At 71.0% G+C, this 18,065-nt stretch carries 16 protein-coding genes; 3 read left to right on the top strand and 13 right to left on the bottom strand.

The features are described from left to right. Positions 1 to 5: 5 nt before the first annotated feature. The 6 genes from DEJ08_RS05510 to rplU all read right to left on the bottom strand — a co-directional run bounded on the left by DEJ08_RS05510 (position 6) and on the right by rplU (position 5,017). On the bottom strand, positions 6 to 206 hold the full coding sequence (locus tag DEJ08_RS05510) for a hypothetical protein (RefSeq protein WP_035807661.1): 201 nt from the start codon (positions 204 to 206) through the stop codon (positions 6 to 8). Between the two features lie 40 nt (positions 207 to 246). Then, entirely contained in the window at positions 247 to 1,512 is a 1,266-nt protein-coding gene (locus DEJ08_RS05505; protein WP_111024155.1) for a glutamate-5-semialdehyde dehydrogenase, read from the bottom strand. 424 nt (positions 1,513 to 1,936) lie between these two features. Then, positions 1,937 to 2,755: a glutamate 5-kinase gene (proB, locus tag DEJ08_RS05500; RefSeq protein ID WP_217499638.1), complete on the bottom strand. Its 819-nt coding sequence runs from the start codon at positions 2,753 to 2,755 to the stop codon at positions 1,937 to 1,939. A 7-nt stretch (positions 2,756 to 2,762) separates the two neighbouring features. Further along, positions 2,763 to 4,340 carry a GTPase ObgE gene (gene obgE, locus DEJ08_RS05495; RefSeq protein WP_111054875.1) on the bottom strand — a complete coding sequence of 526 codons (1,578 nt, stop codon included), beginning with the start codon at positions 4,338 to 4,340 and terminating at the stop codon, positions 2,763 to 2,765. 104 nt (positions 4,341 to 4,444) lie between these two features. Then, positions 4,445 to 4,696, bottom strand: a complete 252-nt coding sequence (gene rpmA, locus DEJ08_RS05490; protein WP_017885976.1) for a 50S ribosomal protein L27 — start codon at positions 4,694 to 4,696, stop codon at positions 4,445 to 4,447. Positions 4,697 to 4,708: 12 nt separating this feature from the next. Continuing rightward, positions 4,709 to 5,017, bottom strand: coding sequence for a 50S ribosomal protein L21 (gene rplU / locus DEJ08_RS05485; protein WP_027464715.1), 309 nt, complete (start codon positions 5,015 to 5,017; stop codon positions 4,709 to 4,711). A gap of 179 nt (positions 5,018 to 5,196) precedes the next feature. On the opposite strand from rplU, the gene DEJ08_RS05480 reads away from it, so the two are divergent. Continuing rightward, positions 5,197 to 5,469 carry a DUF4031 domain-containing protein gene (locus tag DEJ08_RS05480; RefSeq protein ID WP_071405560.1) on the top strand — a complete coding sequence of 91 codons (273 nt, stop codon included), beginning with the start codon at positions 5,197 to 5,199 and terminating at the stop codon, positions 5,467 to 5,469. A 95-nt stretch (positions 5,470 to 5,564) separates the two neighbouring features. Here the strand turns inward: DEJ08_RS05480 and DEJ08_RS05475 are convergent, their stop codons facing one another. Beyond that, positions 5,565 to 6,488, bottom strand: coding sequence for a hypothetical protein (locus DEJ08_RS05475; protein ID WP_111054874.1), 924 nt, complete (start codon positions 6,486 to 6,488; stop codon positions 5,565 to 5,567). A 1-nt stretch (position 6,489) separates the two neighbouring features. After that, on the bottom strand, positions 6,490 to 9,498 hold the full coding sequence (locus tag DEJ08_RS05470; RefSeq protein ID WP_181439017.1) for an Rne/Rng family ribonuclease: 3,009 nt from the start codon (positions 9,496 to 9,498) through the stop codon (positions 6,490 to 6,492). Positions 9,499 to 9,845: 347 nt separating this feature from the next. On the opposite strand from DEJ08_RS05470, the gene DEJ08_RS05465 reads away from it, so the two are divergent. Together DEJ08_RS05465 and DEJ08_RS05460 are read left to right on the top strand one after the other, a co-directional pair. After that, complete coding sequence (locus DEJ08_RS05465; protein WP_164941242.1) at positions 9,846 to 10,448, top strand: vitamin K epoxide reductase family protein; 603 nt, start codon at positions 9,846 to 9,848, stop codon at positions 10,446 to 10,448. A 31-nt stretch (positions 10,449 to 10,479) separates the two neighbouring features. After that, positions 10,480 to 11,343, top strand: a complete 864-nt coding sequence (locus DEJ08_RS05460; protein ID WP_111054872.1) for a DsbA family protein — start codon at positions 10,480 to 10,482, stop codon at positions 11,341 to 11,343. 67 nt (positions 11,344 to 11,410) lie between these two features. Here DEJ08_RS05460 and DEJ08_RS05455 read toward each other — a convergent pair whose 3' ends face one another. From DEJ08_RS05455 to ileS, 5 genes are read right to left on the bottom strand one after another with little or no spacing between them, the layout of a single operon-like run. Beyond that, a complete protein-coding gene (locus tag DEJ08_RS05455) occupies positions 11,411 to 12,259 on the bottom strand; it encodes a DsbA family protein (RefSeq protein ID WP_071405555.1) in 849 nt (282 codons plus the stop codon). Positions 12,260 to 12,273: 14 nt separating this feature from the next. After that, entirely contained in the window at positions 12,274 to 12,693 is a 420-nt protein-coding gene (gene ndk / locus DEJ08_RS05450) for a nucleoside-diphosphate kinase (protein ID WP_111054871.1), read from the bottom strand. Positions 12,694 to 12,728: 35 nt separating this feature from the next. Then, the gene (locus DEJ08_RS05445) at positions 12,729 to 13,145 is read right to left on the bottom strand and encodes a DUF4233 domain-containing protein (protein ID WP_111054870.1); all 417 of its coding nucleotides are present in this window, start codon (positions 13,143 to 13,145) and stop codon (positions 12,729 to 12,731) included. Further along, positions 13,142 to 14,710, bottom strand: a complete 1,569-nt coding sequence (locus tag DEJ08_RS05440) for a bifunctional folylpolyglutamate synthase/dihydrofolate synthase (protein WP_181439016.1) — start codon at positions 14,708 to 14,710, stop codon at positions 13,142 to 13,144. The genes DEJ08_RS05445 and DEJ08_RS05440 overlap by 4 nt, the downstream gene beginning before the upstream one ends. Beyond that, on the bottom strand, positions 14,707 to 17,964 hold the full coding sequence (gene ileS / locus DEJ08_RS05435) for an isoleucine--tRNA ligase (RefSeq protein ID WP_111054869.1): 3,258 nt from the start codon (positions 17,962 to 17,964) through the stop codon (positions 14,707 to 14,709). The genes DEJ08_RS05440 and ileS overlap by 4 nt, the downstream gene beginning before the upstream one ends. Positions 17,965 to 18,065: the final 101 nt, after the last annotated feature.

The raw sequence follows: 18,065 nt of genomic DNA, 5'->3' as shown, positions 1-18,065 counted from the left end.
GTCGGTCAGATCTTGGTGTGACCGAACTCGTCGACACCCGTCTCGTGGTGGCGGGTGGCCTCGAACTTCTGCGAGTGGCGGTAGGCCACGTCGCGGAAGCTCCAGGTCACGAAGCCGAGGAAGATGAAGAAGAGGGCGCCGACCATCGGGAACACGAACGCGGGCGCCCCGGAGGCGTGCTCAGCAGCTTCTGCGAGGAGGGTCATCGTTCGTGCTCCGTTCGGTCGGGGAAAGACGCCGTTCAGTCTAGCCGCGGATCTGACCGGACCCGCGCACGATCCACTTCGTGCTCGTGAGCTCCGGCAGGCCCATCGGACCGCGCGCGTGCAGCTTCTGCGTCGAGATGCCGACCTCGGCACCGAAACCGAACTCGCCGCCGTCGGTGAACCGGGTGGAGGCGTTCACCATCACGACCGCCGAGTCGACGGTCGCCAGGAACCGTTCGGCGGTGTCGACGTCGTTCGTGACGATCGACTCCGTGTGGTGCGTCGACCACCGGGCGATGTGCGCCATCGCCGCGTCGACGTCGGGCACGACACGGATCGACAGGTCGAGGTCCATCGACTCGGTCGCCCAGTCGTCGTCGGTGGCGCGGAGCACCCCGGGCACGATCGCCCGCGTGGCGTCGTCGCCGCGCAGCGTCACACCGGACGCCCGCAGCCGGTCGGCCAGCACCGGCAGGAGCCGTTCGGCCGCGGCCTCGTGCACCAGGAGGGTCTCGAGGGCGTTGCACACGCTCGGCCGCTGCACCTTGCTGTTCAGGACGATGTCGACCGCACGCTGCTCGGGTGCGGACGCGTCGAGGAACACGTGCACGACGCCCGCACCGGTCTCGATGACGGGCACCTGCGACTCGGTGACGACGGTCTGGATGAGCGCGGCGCTCCCCCGCGGGATCAGCACGTCGACCAGGCCACGTGCGCGCATGAGCTCGGTGGCACCGGCGCGGCCGAACTCGTCGATGGTCTGCACCAGGTCGCGGGGCAGCCCCACCGACTCGACCGCGTCCTGGATCCGGGCGACGAGCACGGCGTTCGTGTGCTGGGCTGCCGACCCGCCACGGAGCACGACGGCGTTGCCCGACTTGAGCGCGAGGGAGGCGATGTCGACGGTGACGTTCGGGCGTGCCTCGTAGATGGCCCCGACGACACCGAACGGCACGCGCACCTGGGTGAGCTGGAGTCCGTTCGGCAGCTGCGACCCGCGCACGTGCTCCCCCACGGGGTCGGTCAGCCCGACGACGTGTTCGACCGCGGCGGCGAGGGCCTCGATCCGGACGGGGTCGAGTCGCAACCGGTCGAGCAGCCCGGACGAGAGCCCGCCGTCCTCGCCGGCGACCAGGTCGTCGTGGTTCGCGGCGACGATCTCGTCGGTCGCGGCACGCACCGCCGAGGCGATCGCGCCGAGGGCGGCGTCCTTGACGGCGGTCGTCGCGGTCGCGAGCGCCGACGAGGCGGCCCGTGCCGCCACGAGCTTGTCGGTGAGGGTCGGGGCGGGCGCGATCGACGACATGGACCGATTGTAGGTCCGCCCCTCGGTTCGTGACGGGCGTTGCTGACGCTCGCCGTGCCTCCAGGCCCGGTCCGCCGCTCCGAGCGGGCACGACACGTCGTCACCCGCCTGCCGAGCGGTCACAGATCGTCGCTCCGCGCCGCCCGCACCGACGGTTCCCGACCGTTCGACGGCGTCCCGTCGGTGAGCCGTGACCGCCTGGAGGCCCGGCACCGGTTCCCGGGACCGGCGCCGGGCCTCCAGGCGGTCACGCCCGCCCCGTCAATCGGTCACGACACGTCGTCCTGCGCCACGCGAGCGGTCACAGACCGTCGCTCCGCGACGTCCACACCAACGGTCTCCGACCAGTCGGCACCGTCCCGACGGGGAGTCGTGACCACTCGCTGCCACCGGCGCGACGCGGCGCGGCGCGGTGCGGACTGCGTCAGGGACGCGGCGCGGCGTGGAACCAGGTACCGAGGTGTTCCCCGGCCAGCGCGCGGTCGACCAGCGCCGTGTCGGTCACGAGCACCGCGGTGCCCGCCTCGGCCGCGAGCCGCGCGGCGGCGACCTTGGTCCCCGCTCCCCCGGTGCCGACGCCGGCGGTGCCGATCGAGCCGAAGGTGACCCCGGCGAGCTCGTCGCCGAACGGCACCTCGTCGATGCGGGTCGCGCCGGGCTGCTCCGGGGGTGCCGTGTAGAGCGCCTCGACGTCGGAGAGCAGCACGAGGGCGTCGGCCCCGAGCAGCCGGGCCACCAGGGCCGCGAGCCGGTCGTTGTCGCCGAAGCGGATCTCGTGCGTGGCGACGGTGTCGTTCTCGTTCACGATCGGGAGCACGCGCAGGGCGAGCAACCGGTCGATGGCGCGCTGGGCGTTCACCCGGTGCGTGGGGTTCTGCAGGTCACCGGCGGTGAGCAGGATCTGCGCCGCGACGACACCGTGCCGGTCGAGTTCCTTCTGGTACCGGAACATCAGGACGTTCTGTCCGGTGGCGGCCGCCGCCTGCTGCGTGGCGAGGTCGTCCGGCCGGCCCTCGAGTCCGAGGAACGGGAACCCGGTCGCGATCGCACCGGACGACACGAGCACGACCTCGGTCCCCCGGCCGTAGGCGGCGGCCAGCGCGTCCACCAGGGGGCCGATCTGGCCTGCGGCGTCACCGCTGACCGAGGACGAGCCGACCTTGACCACGATCCGCCGCGCACGCGGGATGTCCTCCCGCCGTGTGACGGGTCCGAGGTCGGTGCGGGCGGTCGTGTCGGTCATGCCGCGGTCAGTCCTTCTGGTCGCTGGTCTCGACCTGGTCGGCGTCGAACTGGTCGCCGGTGCCGAGCTGGTCGCTGGTCACCACCTCGTCGTCCACCCAGAGCCCGGAGACGCGCTCCTGCTCGAGCTCGGCACGGGCGGCCGCCTTGGCGTCCATCCGCTCGAAGTACTCCTCGCGCCGCTCGTTGCGGGTCGGACGCGACGTCGCACCGATGCGGGCGTCGGTGCCACGGGCGCTCGTGATGAGCTCCGCGGTCGACGTGAGCGTGGGCTCCCAGTCGAACACCATGCCGCCGTCGCCACCGATGACGACGGTGGAGCCGGCGACGGCTCCGGCCTTGAACAGGCCGTCCTCGACGCCGAGCTTCGCGAGCCGGTCGGCCAGGTAGCCGATCGCCTCTTCGTTGGTGAAGTCCGTCTGCTGGACCCAGCGCTCCGGCTTGGCACCGCGGACGCGGTAGAAGCGGTGCTCCTCGCCGCCCTCGGCGCGCACGGTGAACGGCTTCTCGTTGACCGAGCGGGGGCGGAGCACGATGCGCTCCGGCACCGGCTCGGCCGCACGGGCGGCACGGGCCTGCTCGACGATGTCGGCGAGGGCGAACGTCAGCTCGCGGAGCCCCTTGCGGGACGCCGTGGAGATCGGGAAGACGCGGTAGCCGCGGCCCTCGAGCTCGGCGGTGACGAACTCGGCGAGCTCCTGCGCCTCGGGCACGTCGATCTTGTTCAGGGCGATGAGCTGCGGGCGCTCGAGCAGCGGCACCTGGCCCTCGGGGACCGGGTAGCGCTCGAGCTCGCCGAGGATGACGTCGAGGTCGCTGATCGGGTCACGGCCCGGGTCGAGCGTGGCGCAGTCGATGACGTGGAGCAGCGCCTCGCACCGCTCGACGTGGCGCAGGAACTCGAGCCCCAGGCCCTTGCCCTCGGACGCGCCCTCGATCAGACCGGGGACGTCGGCGACGGTGAAGCGGGTGTCACCGGACTCGACGACACCGAGGTTCGGCGTGAGGGTCGTGAACGGGTAGTCCGCGATCTTCGGCTTGGCGGCGGAGACGGCCGCGATCAGCGAGGACTTGCCGGCGCTCGGGAACCCGACCAGGGCCACGTCGGCGATGGTCTTCAGCTCGAGGCTGATGTCCCCCGCCCAGCCCTCGGTGCCGAGCAGCGCGAAGCCGGGGGCCTTGCGCTTCGTGGTGGAGAGCGCCGCGTTGCCGAGGCCGCCCTGTCCACCGGGGGCCACGACGACGCGCATGCCGGGCTCGGTGAGGTCGGCGATGACCTCGCCGGACTCGTCGTACACCACGGTGCCGACGGGCATCGGGAGCTCGAGGACCTCGCCGCTCACACCACTGCGGTGGTCACCCATGCCGGGCTGCCCGTTCTTCGACGAGCGGTGCGGGGAACGGTGGTAGCCGAGCAGCGTCGTCACCTGCGGGTCGGCCACGAGCACGATGTCGCCGCCGTCACCGCCGTTGCCGCCGTCGGGCCCGGCGAGGGGCTTGAACTTCTCACGGCGGACCGACACGCAGCCGTTGCCGCCGTGCCCCGCGCTGAGGTGCAGGGTCACGCGGTCGACGAAGGTCGCCATGGGTCCACTCCAGGTGTTTCGTTGTGCCGACGGGATCGTCGGCGGGAAAAGCGAAGGAGGGGCGGGCACTCGGCCCGCCCCTCCAGCTGCAGTCGTTCGAACGACTACGCGTTGACGATGTTGATGACCTTGCGGCCACCCTTGGTGCCGAACTCGACCGAACCGGACGAGAGGGCGAACAGCGTGTCGTCGCCACCGCGGCCGACGTTGGCGCCCGGGTGGAAGTGCGTGCCGCGCTGGCGGACGATGATCTCGCCGGCGTTGACGACCTCGCCACCGAAGCGCTTCACGCCGAGGCGCTGTGCGTTCGAGTCACGACCGTTGCGAGTGGAACTCGCACCCTTCTTGTGTGCCATGAGTTGACTCCCTTACGCGATCTTGGTGATCTTGACGCGGGTCAGCTCAGCGCGGAAACCCTGGCGCTTCTTGTACCCGGTCTTGTTCTTGAACTTCTGGATGATGACCTTGGGACCACGGAGGTCGTCGAGCACCTCGGCGGTGACGGTCACGTTCGCGAGCTCGGAAGCCGCCGACGTGATCTTGTCACCGTCCACGAGGAGCACGGGGGCGAGGTCGATGTTGCCCTTGTCGTCCGCCTTGGCACGGTCGATGGTCAGGATGGTGCCGACCTCGACCTTCTCCTGACGGCCGCCGGCGCGCACTACTGCGTAAACCACGTGGAAATCCTTACGTAACTCTGCTTGAGGGAAGTCTCGGGTGCCCACTTCTGCACGAGCGGCTCCCGGAAGGCCGGGCCCGATCGGCGACGCAGGCAGAACGGCCCGCTGACACCAGGGACCGAGAATACTCGATCACCCTGGGTCCGGTCAAACGGCGACACCCGTACGATTGCACGGTGACCGTGTTGATCGACCCACCGACGTGGCCCGCCCACGACACACTGTGGTCGCACCTCGTCAGTGATGAATCCTACGCGGAACTCCACGCGTTCGCTGCGCGGGCCGGTGTGCCGCGCCGTGCGTTCGACCACGACCACTACGACGTCCCGCTCTCGCGGTACGACGAACTGGTGGCCGCTGGCGCCTCGGCCGTGACCGGACGCGAGCTCGTGCTGCGGTTGATCCGCAGTGGGCTGCGCGTGGCGCAGCGGGACAAGCGCGGTCTCTGACCGACCGTCCGGACGCCCGGGAGGCGCGGAGTGCGTCCGCCCCGCCCGGCGCCGCACAAGGTGCGCCGCCGGCCTGCAGGGCCGCGCGAACGGGCTCAGCGGGGCGCTGGACCGCCCCAGGGGTTCGCCGGGGGCTGCTGCTGGTCTGGGCGTGGCCCGGCGCCGTACTGGCCGCCGTACTGGCCGTGGGGGTCGGGCTGCACGCGCCCCTGCCCGTACGGTGCCGGCGGCTGCGGCTGCTGTGGTGCCTGCGGCTGGATCGTCGAGGGCGGGACCGCGTCGGCGGGTCGGACGGTGCCCGGCATCCCCGGGGTTGTCGGCGTGCCTCGTCCGCGGCGCGGCCGACCGAGCCAGAGCCAGGCGGCCGTGGCGGTCGCCAGGAGCATCACGGTGAACGGCAGACCGTTCTGCAGCGGTCGCGTGAGCACGTCGATGACGAGCTGGGAGCCGCCGGCGGTGGCCGCTCCGAACGAGCCGGTGAAGACCCCGACGAGCATCAGGGCCACCGTGCCCGCGGCGCCGGCGAGGACCACGCGGAGCAGGAGCCTCGGCAGCGGGCTGCGGCGGTCGATCGGCGTCAGGAACGCCAGGGCCAGGAACGCACCGACGTAGTACGGGAACGGTGCCACGAAGACCCCGGTCGTGAAGCTGCCGAGCAGACTCGTGCCGGCGCCGTAGTGCCGGAACGGACTGACCACGAGCGAGGTGCCGAGCAGCCCGAAGAGCCCGGACACGAACTCGACGAGCACCAGGGCCACCACGGCGATGAGCGCACCGGCCGTGTTCGTCACCGAGGCACCGGGCGCGAAGGCCCGGCGGGGATCGGCCGGGGCACGGGGCGGCCGCGGCGGGGCGTACGGCGCGCCGGCACCGGGCTGACGCCCGTACTGCGGCACACCGCCCTGCTGCGGCGGCACCGGGCCGCCGGGCTGCTGGGCACCCGGGCCGGGCGGTGCGGGCTGGGACCAGCCCGCACCGTAGTACCCACGCTGCTGCTGCGGGTCGCCCGGGTTCGTCACGTCAGTTCCCCAGGATCACTGCGCCGTCGGAGCCGTCGGCGTCGTCGGTCGACTCCTCCGTCGGCGTGGCGGGAGCGCTGATGCTCGGCGACGAGACCCGGCGGGAGCGCGAGCGCCCCTGTCCGGGCTGCTTCGGCTCCGGGAGCGCCTGGAGCACCGAGTCGAGCAGGGACTCGGCGTCCGGGGCGACCGCGCGGGGCTCGCGCTTCGGTGCCGCGGCGATCGGGATGTCCAGGATCGCGACGGTGTTGTCGGTCGGCGTCACGGTGGCGCTCGAGCTCACGCGACGGCGGGCCGGGGCCTTCGCCTTCGGTGCGGCTGCGGGCTCGGTGACGGCCGGAGCGGCGACCTTCGGCGCGCGAGCCTCGGACTCGATGATCACGGCGGGCTCAGCGGTGACCGACGACCGCGGCGCGTCCGACTGCTCGGCAGCGGGTGCCTGCGGCGCATCGGTGGCCCGAGCGTCGGCAGCGGCCTGCTGGTCGCCGCTCTGCTGGTCTCCGCTCTGCTGCTCTGCCCCGCGGCCGCCACGGCCACGGCGACGACGCTTCGAACCGGTCGGCTGCTCGCCACCCGTGCTGTCCGGGCCGGTCGACGCGTCGGCCGACGACGGTGCCGTGGCCTCCGTCGCGGTCACGGCAGCCGCTGCGGCCTCTTGCTCGTCGTGCGACAGGGTCGATGCGGCGATCCGCGACAGCGCGTTCTTCACGTCGTCGGTGATCTGGTGCGCCTGGCCGGAGGCACCGTTCGACTGCCCCGAGGAACCGGAGTTCCCCTTGCCACCGTTGCCGTTGCCGTTGTCGGATCGGCCGTTCTCGTTGCCGTTCCCGCCGCGGCCCTTGCGACGGCCCTTGCTCGGGCCCGGGTCGGCGTTGTTGTCGTTGATCTTGGCGTTGACCTCGTCGAGGGACTCGCGCAGGCCGACACCGATCTTCTTGCGGGTCATCTGCACGAGGCCGAGCGAGGTGATCTCGGCGACCTGGTGCTTCGTGCGGTCGCGGCTCAGGCACTCGACCAGGCGGCGGAGCACGAGGTCGCGGTTCTCCTCGAGCACCATGTCGATGAAGTCGACGACGATGATGCCGCCGATGTCGCGCAGGCGGAGCTGGCGGACGAGCTCCTCGGCGGCCTCGAGGTTGTTCTTCGTGACCGTCTCTTCGAGGTTGCCCCCGGAACCGACGAACTTGCCCGTGTTGACGTCGACGACCGTCATGGCCTCGGTGCGGTCGATGACGAGCGAACCACCGGAGGGCAGCCAGACCTTGCGGTCGAGCGCCTTGTCGATCTGCTCGTTGAGGCGGAACTCCTCGAAGGAGTCGGGGCCCTCGTACCGGACGACGCGGTCCTTGAGGTCCGGGGCGACGGCCGACAGGTACTCGTCGATGGTGCCGCCGGCGGCCTCGCCGTCGATGATCAGCTTCGTGAAGTCCTCGTTGAAGACGTCGCGCACGATCTTGATGAGCAGGTCGGGCTCGGAGTGCAGCATCACCGGGGCGTGGCCACCGGCGACCTTCTTCTGGATGGCCTCCCACTGGCTGGTCAGGCGCTGCACGTCGCGGGTGAGCTGCTCCTCGGTCGCGCCCTCGGCAGCGGTGCGCACGATGACGCCCGCGTGCTCCGGCAGGACCTCCTTCAGGATCTTCTTCAGTCGGGCACGCTCGGTGTCCGGCAGCTTGCGCGAGATCCCGTTCATCGAGCCGTTCGGCACGTAGACCAGGTAGCGACCCGGCAGCGAGATCTGGCTGGTGAGGCGGGCACCCTTGTGGCCGACCGGGTCCTTCGTGACCTGCACGAGGACCTTGTCGCCCGGCTTGAGTGCTGCTTCGATCCGGCGACCGTGGTTGCCGGTCTCGACGGAGTTCCAGTCGACCTCACCGGCGTAGAGCACGGCGTTGCGCCCGCGACCGATGTCGACGAACGCCGCCTCCATCGAGGGCAGGACGTTCTGCACCTTGCCGAGGTAGACGTTGCCGATGAGCGACACGTTCTCGGACTTGGTGATGTAGTGCTCGGCGAGGATGCCGTCCTCGAGCACGCCGATCTCGATCGTCGACGAGCTGGAGCGGACGATCATCTGGCGGTCGACGCTCTCGCGGCGGGCGAGGAACTCGTCCTCGCTGACCACCTGGCGGCGGCGTCCGGCGTCGCGGCCGTCACGACGGCGCTGCTTCTTCGCCTCGAGTCGGGTCGAGCCCTTGATGCGCTGCGGCTCGGTGATGAGCTCCGGCTCGCGGCGGCGCGGCTCCTGGTGGTCGCGCGGCTCGCGGGCCTCGCGGTCGGCGCTCGAACCACGGCGACGCGAGCGACGGCGCGAGCCGCCCTGGTCGTCGCGGTCGTCACGGTCGCGGTCGAAGCGGTCCTCGCGGTCGTAGCGGTCGTCCTCGTCGCGGTCACGGTCGCGGTCACGGTCGCGGTCACGGTCGCGGTCGCGGTCACGCTCGAACCGGGGCGCGCGCTGCGGCAGCTCCGGCAGCACCGGCGCGTGGAAGATCAGGCTGAGCGTGCTCGTGGCCTTCGGCACGAACGGCTCGTCGGCGGGTGCGGCGTCGTCGCTCGCCTCGGCCGTCGGTGCGGCGTCGGCCGGACGGGAGGCGCGGTCCGCGTCCGCCCCGTCGGTCGCGGTGCCCGACCGGTTACCCGTCACGACCGGCAGGTCGCCGGTCAGCGTGCTCACGTCGTGCGGCTCGGCACCGCTGTCGGCGACCGCCTCGACCGCGACGGAGACCGCCCCGGTGTCGGTCGGCTCGACGGGCGACGCGGGCGAGGCCGGAGAGTCGGGCGAGTCCGGCGAACCGGGAGAGTCCGGCGAACCGGCCGACGCGACGCTGGCCGCGGGACGGGCGTCAGCGCCGCCCGTCAGCGCGAGGGTCTCGTCGGCGTGGGGTGCCTGCTCAGCGCCCCCACGGGCCTCCTGGCCGGACGACCGGGCGCGGCGACCGCCGAACAGGCGGCTCCGGCGCTTCGGCGCGTTCTCGTCGTTGGTCGTGTTGTCGTTGTTCTGCTCCACCATGGACTGGTGCACTCCTCGGCCCCACTCGCACCCTTTCGGGTGGCGGGAATTCTGTGTCGTGGCGGGCGGCGTCGACGCCCCCGCGCTCGCTGTCTCGTGATCGGTCCGCGTCAACTTCTCGTTGCGTCCGCGCCCGTTCCGGTCCGGGCACCCGGCCCGTTCCGGCTCGGCATCGGAGTGACGCTGCCCGACCACAGTGCGCTCTCACCGCACCGGATCGTCCGGGTTCGGCCCGGTGGGGCGTCACTCGGAAAGCTCTCTTCGGTGTGCGGTTGGCCGCACGACCTCCAGGCATTATCGCATGCCGCACCCGGAAAGCACCGGAACCCGCATGCGATGATGACCGCGTGACCGCGTCTGCACCTGCCCCCCGTCGTCCGATCGCGATGGCGGTCTTCCTGCTCGTCACCGGGATCGTCGGCCTGTTCGGCTCGTTCCGGCTCGTCCTCGACGAGTTCACGAAGTACGAGAACCCGAAGGCCGTCCTGAGCTGTGACGTGAACCCGTTCATCAACTGCTCCGACGTGATGGCCAGCTGGCAGGGGCACCTGTTCGGGTTCCCGAACCCGCTGCTCGGCGTCATGGGGTTCGTCGCCCCGATCGCGGTCGCCGTGCTGCTGCTCGCCGGGTTCCGGAACGGTTCGCGCTGGTTCTGGATCGTCTTCAACGCCGGGGTCTTCCTGGCGTGGGTGTTCGTGACCTGGCTGTTCACGCAGACCGTCTTCGTCATCGGCGCCCTGTGCCCGTGGTGCATGCTCGTCTGGTCGATGACGATCCCGATGTTCTGGGTGTTCACGATCTGGAACGCCGCCCAGGGGCGCTTCGGCGCCGGGGCACAGCGTGTCGGGCGGTCGCTCCTGCCCTTCAGCTGGGCGTTCGTGCTGGCGAACTACCTGGTCATCATCGTCACGATCATCATCAAGTTCCCCGCGGTCCTCACCAGCTTCTGAGCCGTCCCCGCTGCCCCTACGCTCGGGATCGATGAGCGAGATCGAGAGCAGCAGGGCGCGCCGGGACGCCGCACGGGAACGTGCGCGAGCGGCACGGGCGGCAGAGCAGTCTCGACGCCGGCGCCTCCGCACACTCGGCATCAGCGGGATCATCGTCGCGGGCCTCGCGGTGGTCGCGGTGGTCGTCCTGGTCATCGCGAACTCCGTGCAGCCCGCCGGGCCGGGTCCGCGGAACGCGGTGAGCGACGGTGTCCTGCTCACCGGGGTGCACGGCAGGATCGTGCCCGTCGAGACGCGAGCGGTGCCCGACGGCGGGACCCCGACGCCGACCGCGCAGGACGGCTCGAGGACCGCCATCACGATCTACGCGGACTACATGTGCCCGTACTGCAACCAGTTCGAGACGGCCCAGATGCCCCGGATCCGACAGTGGGTCGAGGACGGCACCGCCACCCTCGAGCTGCATCCGCTCGGGCTGCTCGACCGCGTGTCGCTCGGATCGCGGTACTCCACTCGCTCGGCCGCGGCTGCCGCGTGCGTCGCGGACCACGACCCGGACGCGTTCCTGGCCTTCAACAGCTCGCTCTACGACCACCAGCCCTCGGAGAGCACGCGCGGACTCACGAACGACGAGTTGGCGTCCCTCGCGCACGAAGCCGGGGCGACGGACCCGGCCGTGACACCGTGCATCACCCGGCAGGACTTCGCCGGGTGGGTCGCCGACGCCACGAACCGGGCGATGAACGACCCGGTGCCGAACTCGTCGCTCGACGGGATCACGAGCACGCCGACGATCATCGTCGACGGCGAGCAGTACAACGCGGACGGTGCGGCGTCCCTCGCCGACGTCGACGCGTTCGCGGCCTTCGTCCGGCAGCACGGCGGGACGTCCTAGCCCCCCCTCACGACGAACGGCCCCCGCTCCCGGATGGGAGCGAGGGCCGTCGGTCGTTCGGGGAGTGCTACTTCGCCGCGGCGTCGATCGCGGTGATGACGGTGCTCAGGTCGTCCAGGCGCTTGCCGTCGACGACGATCGTCGGCGTGCCGAAGCCCTGCGTGCCCGCGAGCGCCTCGTTCGTGGTGACGGCCTGCGTCGACTTCGTCACCCAGCCCTTGAACTGCTCGGACGACAGGCACTGGGACAGGTCCGAACCGGTCGCGCCGCCCGCCTTGACGAGCTTCGCGATCTCGGAGTTGGTCAGGCCCTTGGTGCCCTCGGCCGGCTGGTTCTCGAAGAACTGCGTCTGCACGTCGAGGAACTTGTCCGGCGCGTAGTTCGCCACGCACATGGCGGCGTTCGCGGCACGGCTGGCGTAGCGGGAGCCCGCGTAGCTGCGGTCGAGGATCGACACCGGCTGGATCGCCAGGGTTGCGTCGCCCGACTTCACCTTGTCGAGGATCTGGTCGGAGTAGGCCGCCTCGAACTGCTTGCAGACCGGGCAGGCCCAGTCGACGTACTCGGTGACCGTCACGGCACCGTCGCTGTTGGCCGTCGGGACCGGCGAGGCCGAGCCCGTCGCGGACACGGCCGGGGTGGTCACCGGGGTGACCTTGCCGTCCTGGCCGGTGAACTGGATCGCGCCGGTGGCCATGTTCTTCGGCCCGGCTGCGGACACCACGGGCGCGTTGTTCACGTTCACCACGACGATCGCGATGATCGCGGCGATCGCCACGATGCCCAGGCCGATGCCGCCCTGCAGGAACCACTTGTTGCGGCGCTTGCGGCGCTTCTCGGCGTCGGCGCGCTGGCGTGCGACCTCTCGGGCGTGCTGACGCCGCTCGTTCTTGGTGGGTCGGTCGTTGTTCGTCACGTCGTCCCCGTCGCTCAGGCGAACCAGAGCGCGAGCTCGCGCGCGGCCGACTCGGGGCTGTCCGAACCGTGGACCAGGTTCTGCTGCACCTTGAGGCCCCAGTCGCGGCCCAGGTCACCACGGATGGTGCCGGGAGCGGCCGAGGTCGGGTCGGTGGTGCCGGCGATCGAGCGGAAGCCCGCGATCGCACCGTTGCCGGCGACGCGCACGGCGACGACGGGCCCGGACTGCATGAACTCGACGAGCGGCTCGAAGAACGGCTTGCCCTGGTGCTCCTCGTAGTGCGCGTCGAGCAGGTCACGCGGCGCGGTGAGCATCTTCAGGTCGACGAGCTCGTAGCCCTTCGCCTCGATCCGGCGGAGGATCTCACCGGTCAGCTGGCGGGCGACGCCGTCGGGCTTGACGAGGACGAGGGTCTCTTCGAAGTCGGACACGCAGTACTCCCTGTGTTCGGGGTCGAATGTGGTGGTCAGTCCTCGCCCATGGCCGCTCGGCGCGCGGCGTTCTGACGGTCCAGTTGACCGCCCTTGACGAAGCAGAAGACCCACAGCGCCAGGAACACCACGGCGACCGCGAACACGAACGGTTCGATGAACCCGGTGGCGAGGATGGCCGCCTGCAGCAGCCACCCGAACCATACACCGGCCCGGTTGCCCGTCAGACGTGAGGCAGCTGCGAGGACGATGATCGCGCCGATGCCCCCGCCGAAGGCCGCTGCGGGCGGCAGCGTGCCCTTGCCGAAGACGACGAGCATGGGGAAGAAGAACATGATCGCCTCGAGCACGAGCGTGATCGAGAGCAGGCTTTCCTGCGCCCCGCGTTCGCGGCGCGGCTTCCGGGTGCGCGGTGCGCGGCCCGGCCGGGAGGCCCGTGGTGCGTCCGTCACTTCGCCTCCCCTTCGCGGTGCACGAGGTCCATGACCGCGCCCACCATCACGATGGAGCCCGCGACGAGCACGAGGGCGTCCTCGGCGTCCGCCTCGTCGGCCAGGCTGCGCGCTTCCTGCAGTGCTGATGCCAGGGACGGCTCGACGACGACGCGGTCCTCGCCGACCTCGTCGACGACGACCCGGGCGAACTCGTCCGCGTCGAGCGCACGCTCCCCCGGCGGCTGCGTCACGACGAACGTGGCGACGGTGTCCTTGAGCGCGCGGACGAACCCGCGGGCGTCCTTGTCGCCGAGGATCCCGACGACGCCGACGACGTGCTCGGACGGGAACGCGACCGGCAGCGCCTCGGCCAGGGCCTTCGCACCGTGCGGGTTGTGCGCGGCGTCGACGACAACGGTCGGGTCGGTCGCGATGGGCTGCAGGCGACCGGGGCTGGTCGTGCCGGCGATGCCCTCGGACAGGACGTCCTCGTCGAGGGCCTGGGCCCCGCGGCCGAGGAACGACTCGACCGCCGCGATCGCCACGGCGGCGTTCTCGGCCTGGTGCCGGCCGAACAGCGGCAGGAACAGGTCGTCGTAGCGGCCGGCGATGCCCTGCACGGTGATGAGTTGTCCGCCCACGGCCGGGGTGACGTCGACGACACTGAATCCCTGCGAGCTCGGCCTGCCCGCCGCTTCGCGACGGTCAGGTACCGGCTCGAAGGAGCCCACCGAACCTTCGACGGCCAGGGTGGACTCGGTGAGCTCGGCGGCGCGCTCGAGTTCGGCGAGGGCCTCGGGGACCTGTCGGCTCGACACCACGGCGGACGACGGCTTGACGATGCCCGACTTGGTGCGGGCGATCTCGGCCACCGTGGCACCGAGCTGCTTCGCGTGGTCGATGGCGATCGGCGTGAACACCGACACCTGGCTCTGCACGACGTTGGTGGAGTCCCACTCGCCGCCCATGCCGACCTCGATCACGGCGACGTCCACCGGGGCCTCGGCGAAGCACGCCAGGGCGAGGACCGTGAGCGCCTCGAAGAACGTCAGCGGGAGTTCGCCCTTGTCGGCGAGCTCGCGGTCGGTGATCTCGAGCACCGGGGCGATGTCGTCCCAGTTCTCGACGAACCGGTCGGCCGCGATCGGCTGGCCGTCGACCACGATGCGCTCCCGGATCGACACCAGGTGCGGGCTCGTCATCAGGCCGGTGCGCAGACCGTGGGCCCGGACGATGCTCTCGATGGTGCGCGCGGTCGACGTCTTGCCGTTCGTGCCCGTGACGTGGATCACCGGGTACGCCAGGTGCGGGTCGCCGAGCAGCTCGACGGCGCGGCGCGTGGCGGTCAGCCGGCGCTCGGGGGCCTGTTCGCCGATGCGGGCGTACAGGGCGGCCTCGACGCGCCGGACCTCGTCGTCGTCGCCGCCGTAGGGCACGGCGTCGGCCGGAGCGTCGCCGGAGGGGCCGACCGGGATCCGGATGCCGTCCGCGTCGCGCCCGTCAACACCGTGACCGTCGAGCTCGTCGTGTCCGACGAACTCCTCGTTCGCCTCGTGGTCGTCGTACTGGTCGTGGTCACTCATGCGCGTGCTACCTCCACGGATACCTTCGCACCGTCACCGACGTCGGTGGTGGTGTCGTCCGCCCCGAGGGGCACGATCTCGACGCTCGTCGCCAGGGTCTCCCCGGCGATGAGCTCCTGGTGCGCGCGGACCGCGCCGTCGGCCGTGTCGTCCACCCGGAGGGTCAGGGCGATCCGGTCGCTGACGTCGAGGTCGGCGTCGCGGCGGGCCTGCTGGACGGCGCGGACGACGTCACGGGCGAGCCCCTCGGCCTCGAGCTCGGGCGTGGTCACGGTGTCGAGCACGACGAAACCGCCCTCGTCGAGGAACGCCACGGCCACCGAGGCGTCGGCCACGGTGAGGTCGAGCGAGTACTCGCCCTCGATCAGGTCGACGCCACCGACGGTCACGCCGGAGTCGGTCGCGGTCCAGTCGCCCTTCTTGGCGGCCGGGATCACCTGCTGCACCTGCTTGCCGATGCGGGGGCCGGCGACGCGGGCATTGACGGTGAGCTTCCGCTCGATGCCGTACTGCGCCAGCGATTCCTCGGCCTGGGCCTCGAGCACCACGCGCTTGACGTTGAGCTCGTCGCGCAGGATGTCGGCGAACGGTTCGACCGCGGCCGGGTCCGGCACCACCAGGGTCAGCGTGGCCAGGGGCAGGCGGACGCGCTTGCCGGTGGCCTTGCGGAGCGCCAGACCCTTCGAGGCGACGTCGCGCACGCGGTCCATCGCGTCGACGAGGGCGTCGTCGGCGGGGAACTCGTCGGGGTCCGGGAAGTCCGTCAGGTGGACGCTGCGTCCGCCGGTCAGGCCCTTCCAGATCTCCTCGGTGACGAGCGGCGCGAGCGGGGCGGCGACCCGGGTCAGGGTCTCGAGCACGGTGTACAGCGTGTCGAACGCCGCACGGGTCTCGGCGCCGGCGTCCGCGTCGGCCCCGGTCCAGAACTTGTCGCGCGAGCGGCGGACGTACCAGTTCGTGAGCACGTCGGCGAAGTCGCGGACGGCCTGGGCTGCGAGCGGGGTGTCGAGCGCGTCGAGGTGCGTCCGGACGTCGGTGACGAGGACCCGGGTCTTCGCGAGCAGGTAGCGGTCGAGCACGTCGGTCGAGTCGGTCCGGCGCTGGGCCCGGTACCCGTCGGGGCCCGAGGCGTTCGCGTACAGGGTGAAGAAGTAGTACGTCGACCACAGCGGCAGCATGAACTCGCGGACGCCCTGGCGGATGCCCTCCTCGGTGACGACGAGGTTGCCGCCGCGGATCACCGACGAGGACATCAGGAACCAGCGCATGGCGTCGGCGCCGTCGCGGTCGAAGACCTCGGAGACGTCCGGGTAGTTCCGGAGCGACTTCGACATCTTCTGGCCGTCCGAGCCGAGGACGATGCCGTGGCTGATGACGTTCTGGAACGCCGGCCGGTCGAACAGCGCGGTGGAGAGCACGTGCATCACGTAGAACCAGCCGCGCGTCTGCCCGATGTACTCGACGATGAAGTCGGCCGGGCTGTGCGACTCGAACCACTCGCGGTTCTCGAACGGGTAGTGCACCTGGGCGTACGGCATCGAGCCGGAGTCGAACCACACGTCGAACACGTCGGTGATCCGGCGCATCGTCGAGTTGCCCGTCGGGTCGTCGGGGTTCGGCCGCGTCAGGTCGTCGATGAACGGCCGGTGCAGGTCGACTTCACCCTCGGCGTTCACCGGCAGGCGACCGAAGTCGCGCTCGATGTCGGCGAGCGAGCCGTACACGTCGGTGCGCGGGTACTCGGGGTCGTCGGACTGCCACACCGGGATCGGCGTCCCGAAGTAACGGTTGCGCGAGACCGACCAGTCGATGGCGTTGCCGACCCACTTGCCGAACTGGCCGTCCTTGACGTTGTCCGGCACCCAGTTGATGTCCTGGTTGAGCTGGCCCATGCGGTCACGGAGCTCGGTGACGCGGACGAACCACGACGAGACGGCCTTGTAGATGAGGGGCTTCCGGCACCGCCAGCAGTGCGGGTAGCTGTGCTCGTAGGACGCCTGGCGGAGCAGTCGCCCGGCGTCGCGGACCGCCTTGGTCAGCGGCTTGTTCGCGTCCGACCAGAGCATGCCGGCGACCTCGCCGAACTGCGACGTGAAGACGCCGCCCTCGTCGAGGGACAGCACGACGGGGATGCCGGCGGCGGCGCAGACCTCCTGGTCGTCGGCACCGTAGGCCGGGGCCTGGTGCACGATGCCGGTGCCCTCACCGGTCTCGACGTACTCGGCGACCAGTACTCGCCAAGCGTTCTCGTACCCTTCTTGGTCGGCTAGGAAGTCGAACAGCCGCTCGTACTCGACGCCGTCGAGCTCGGCGCCCGTCAGCGTGCGCGCGACGGCGGCGAGCGCCTCGTCACCCGAGGCGTAGCCGAGCTCCTTCGCGTGCGCGGCCACGGTGTCGGACGCGAGCAGGTAGGAGACGGAACCGGCGTCGGCACCGTCAGCCGCGCCTCCAGGCCCTGCCGGGACGACCGCGTACGCGATCTCCGGACCGACCGCGAGGGCGGCGTTCGTCGGGAGGGTCCAGGGGGTCGTCGTCCAGGCGAGCGCCCGCACACCGGTCAGGTCGAGCGCGGCAGCGCGGTCGCCGTGCAGCGGGAACGAGACGGTGACGGACTGGTCCTGGCGCATCTTGTAGACGTCGTCGTCCATGCGCAGCTCGTGGTTGGACAGCGGTGTCTGGTCGTTCCAGCAGTACGGCAGGACCCGGAAGCCCTCGTACGCCAGGCCCTTGTCCCAGAGCTGCTTCCACGCCCAGAGCACGCTCTCCATGAAGGTGACGTCGAGGGTCTTGTAGTCGTCCTCGAAGTCGACCCAGCGCGCTTGACGGGTGACGTACTCCTGCCACTCGTCGGTGTACTGCAGCACCGACTTCTTGGCGGCGGCGTTGAAGACGTCGATGCCCATGGCGTCGATCTCGTGCTTCTCGGTGATGCCGAGCTGGCGCATCGCCTCGAGCTCGGCGGGCAGGCCGTGGGTGTCCCAGCCGAAGCGGCGGTGCACCTGCTTGCCGCGCATGGTCTGGTAGCGCGGGAAGACGTCCTTGGCGTAGCCGGTCAGCAGGTGCCCGTAGTGCGGCAGGCCGTTGGCGAAGGGCGGGCCGTCGTAGAAGGTCCACTCCGGGCAGCCCTGTCGCGCGTCGATGGACGCCTGGAACGTGTCGTCGCGCTTCCAGAAGGCGAGGATGCCCCGCTCGACGGCGGGGAAGCTCGGCGAGGGGACGACGCCATCGGCATCGGCGTTCAACGGGTACGGCACCGGGACTCCTTGTGGGTTCGCTCGATCTCCACGAGGACGGAAACAGGTTCCGCGGTACCACCTCGTTTGCCGCCCAACGTGCGCTGTGCGACCACTCTGTG

The organism is Curtobacterium sp. MCLR17_054 (assembly GCF_003234335.2).
In the GTDB taxonomy this organism is placed as follows: domain Bacteria; phylum Actinomycetota; class Actinomycetes; order Actinomycetales; family Microbacteriaceae; genus Curtobacterium; species Curtobacterium flaccumfaciens.
Note: the sequence above shows the minus strand (reverse complement) of the source record. Positions and strands in the feature narration are given on the sequence as shown.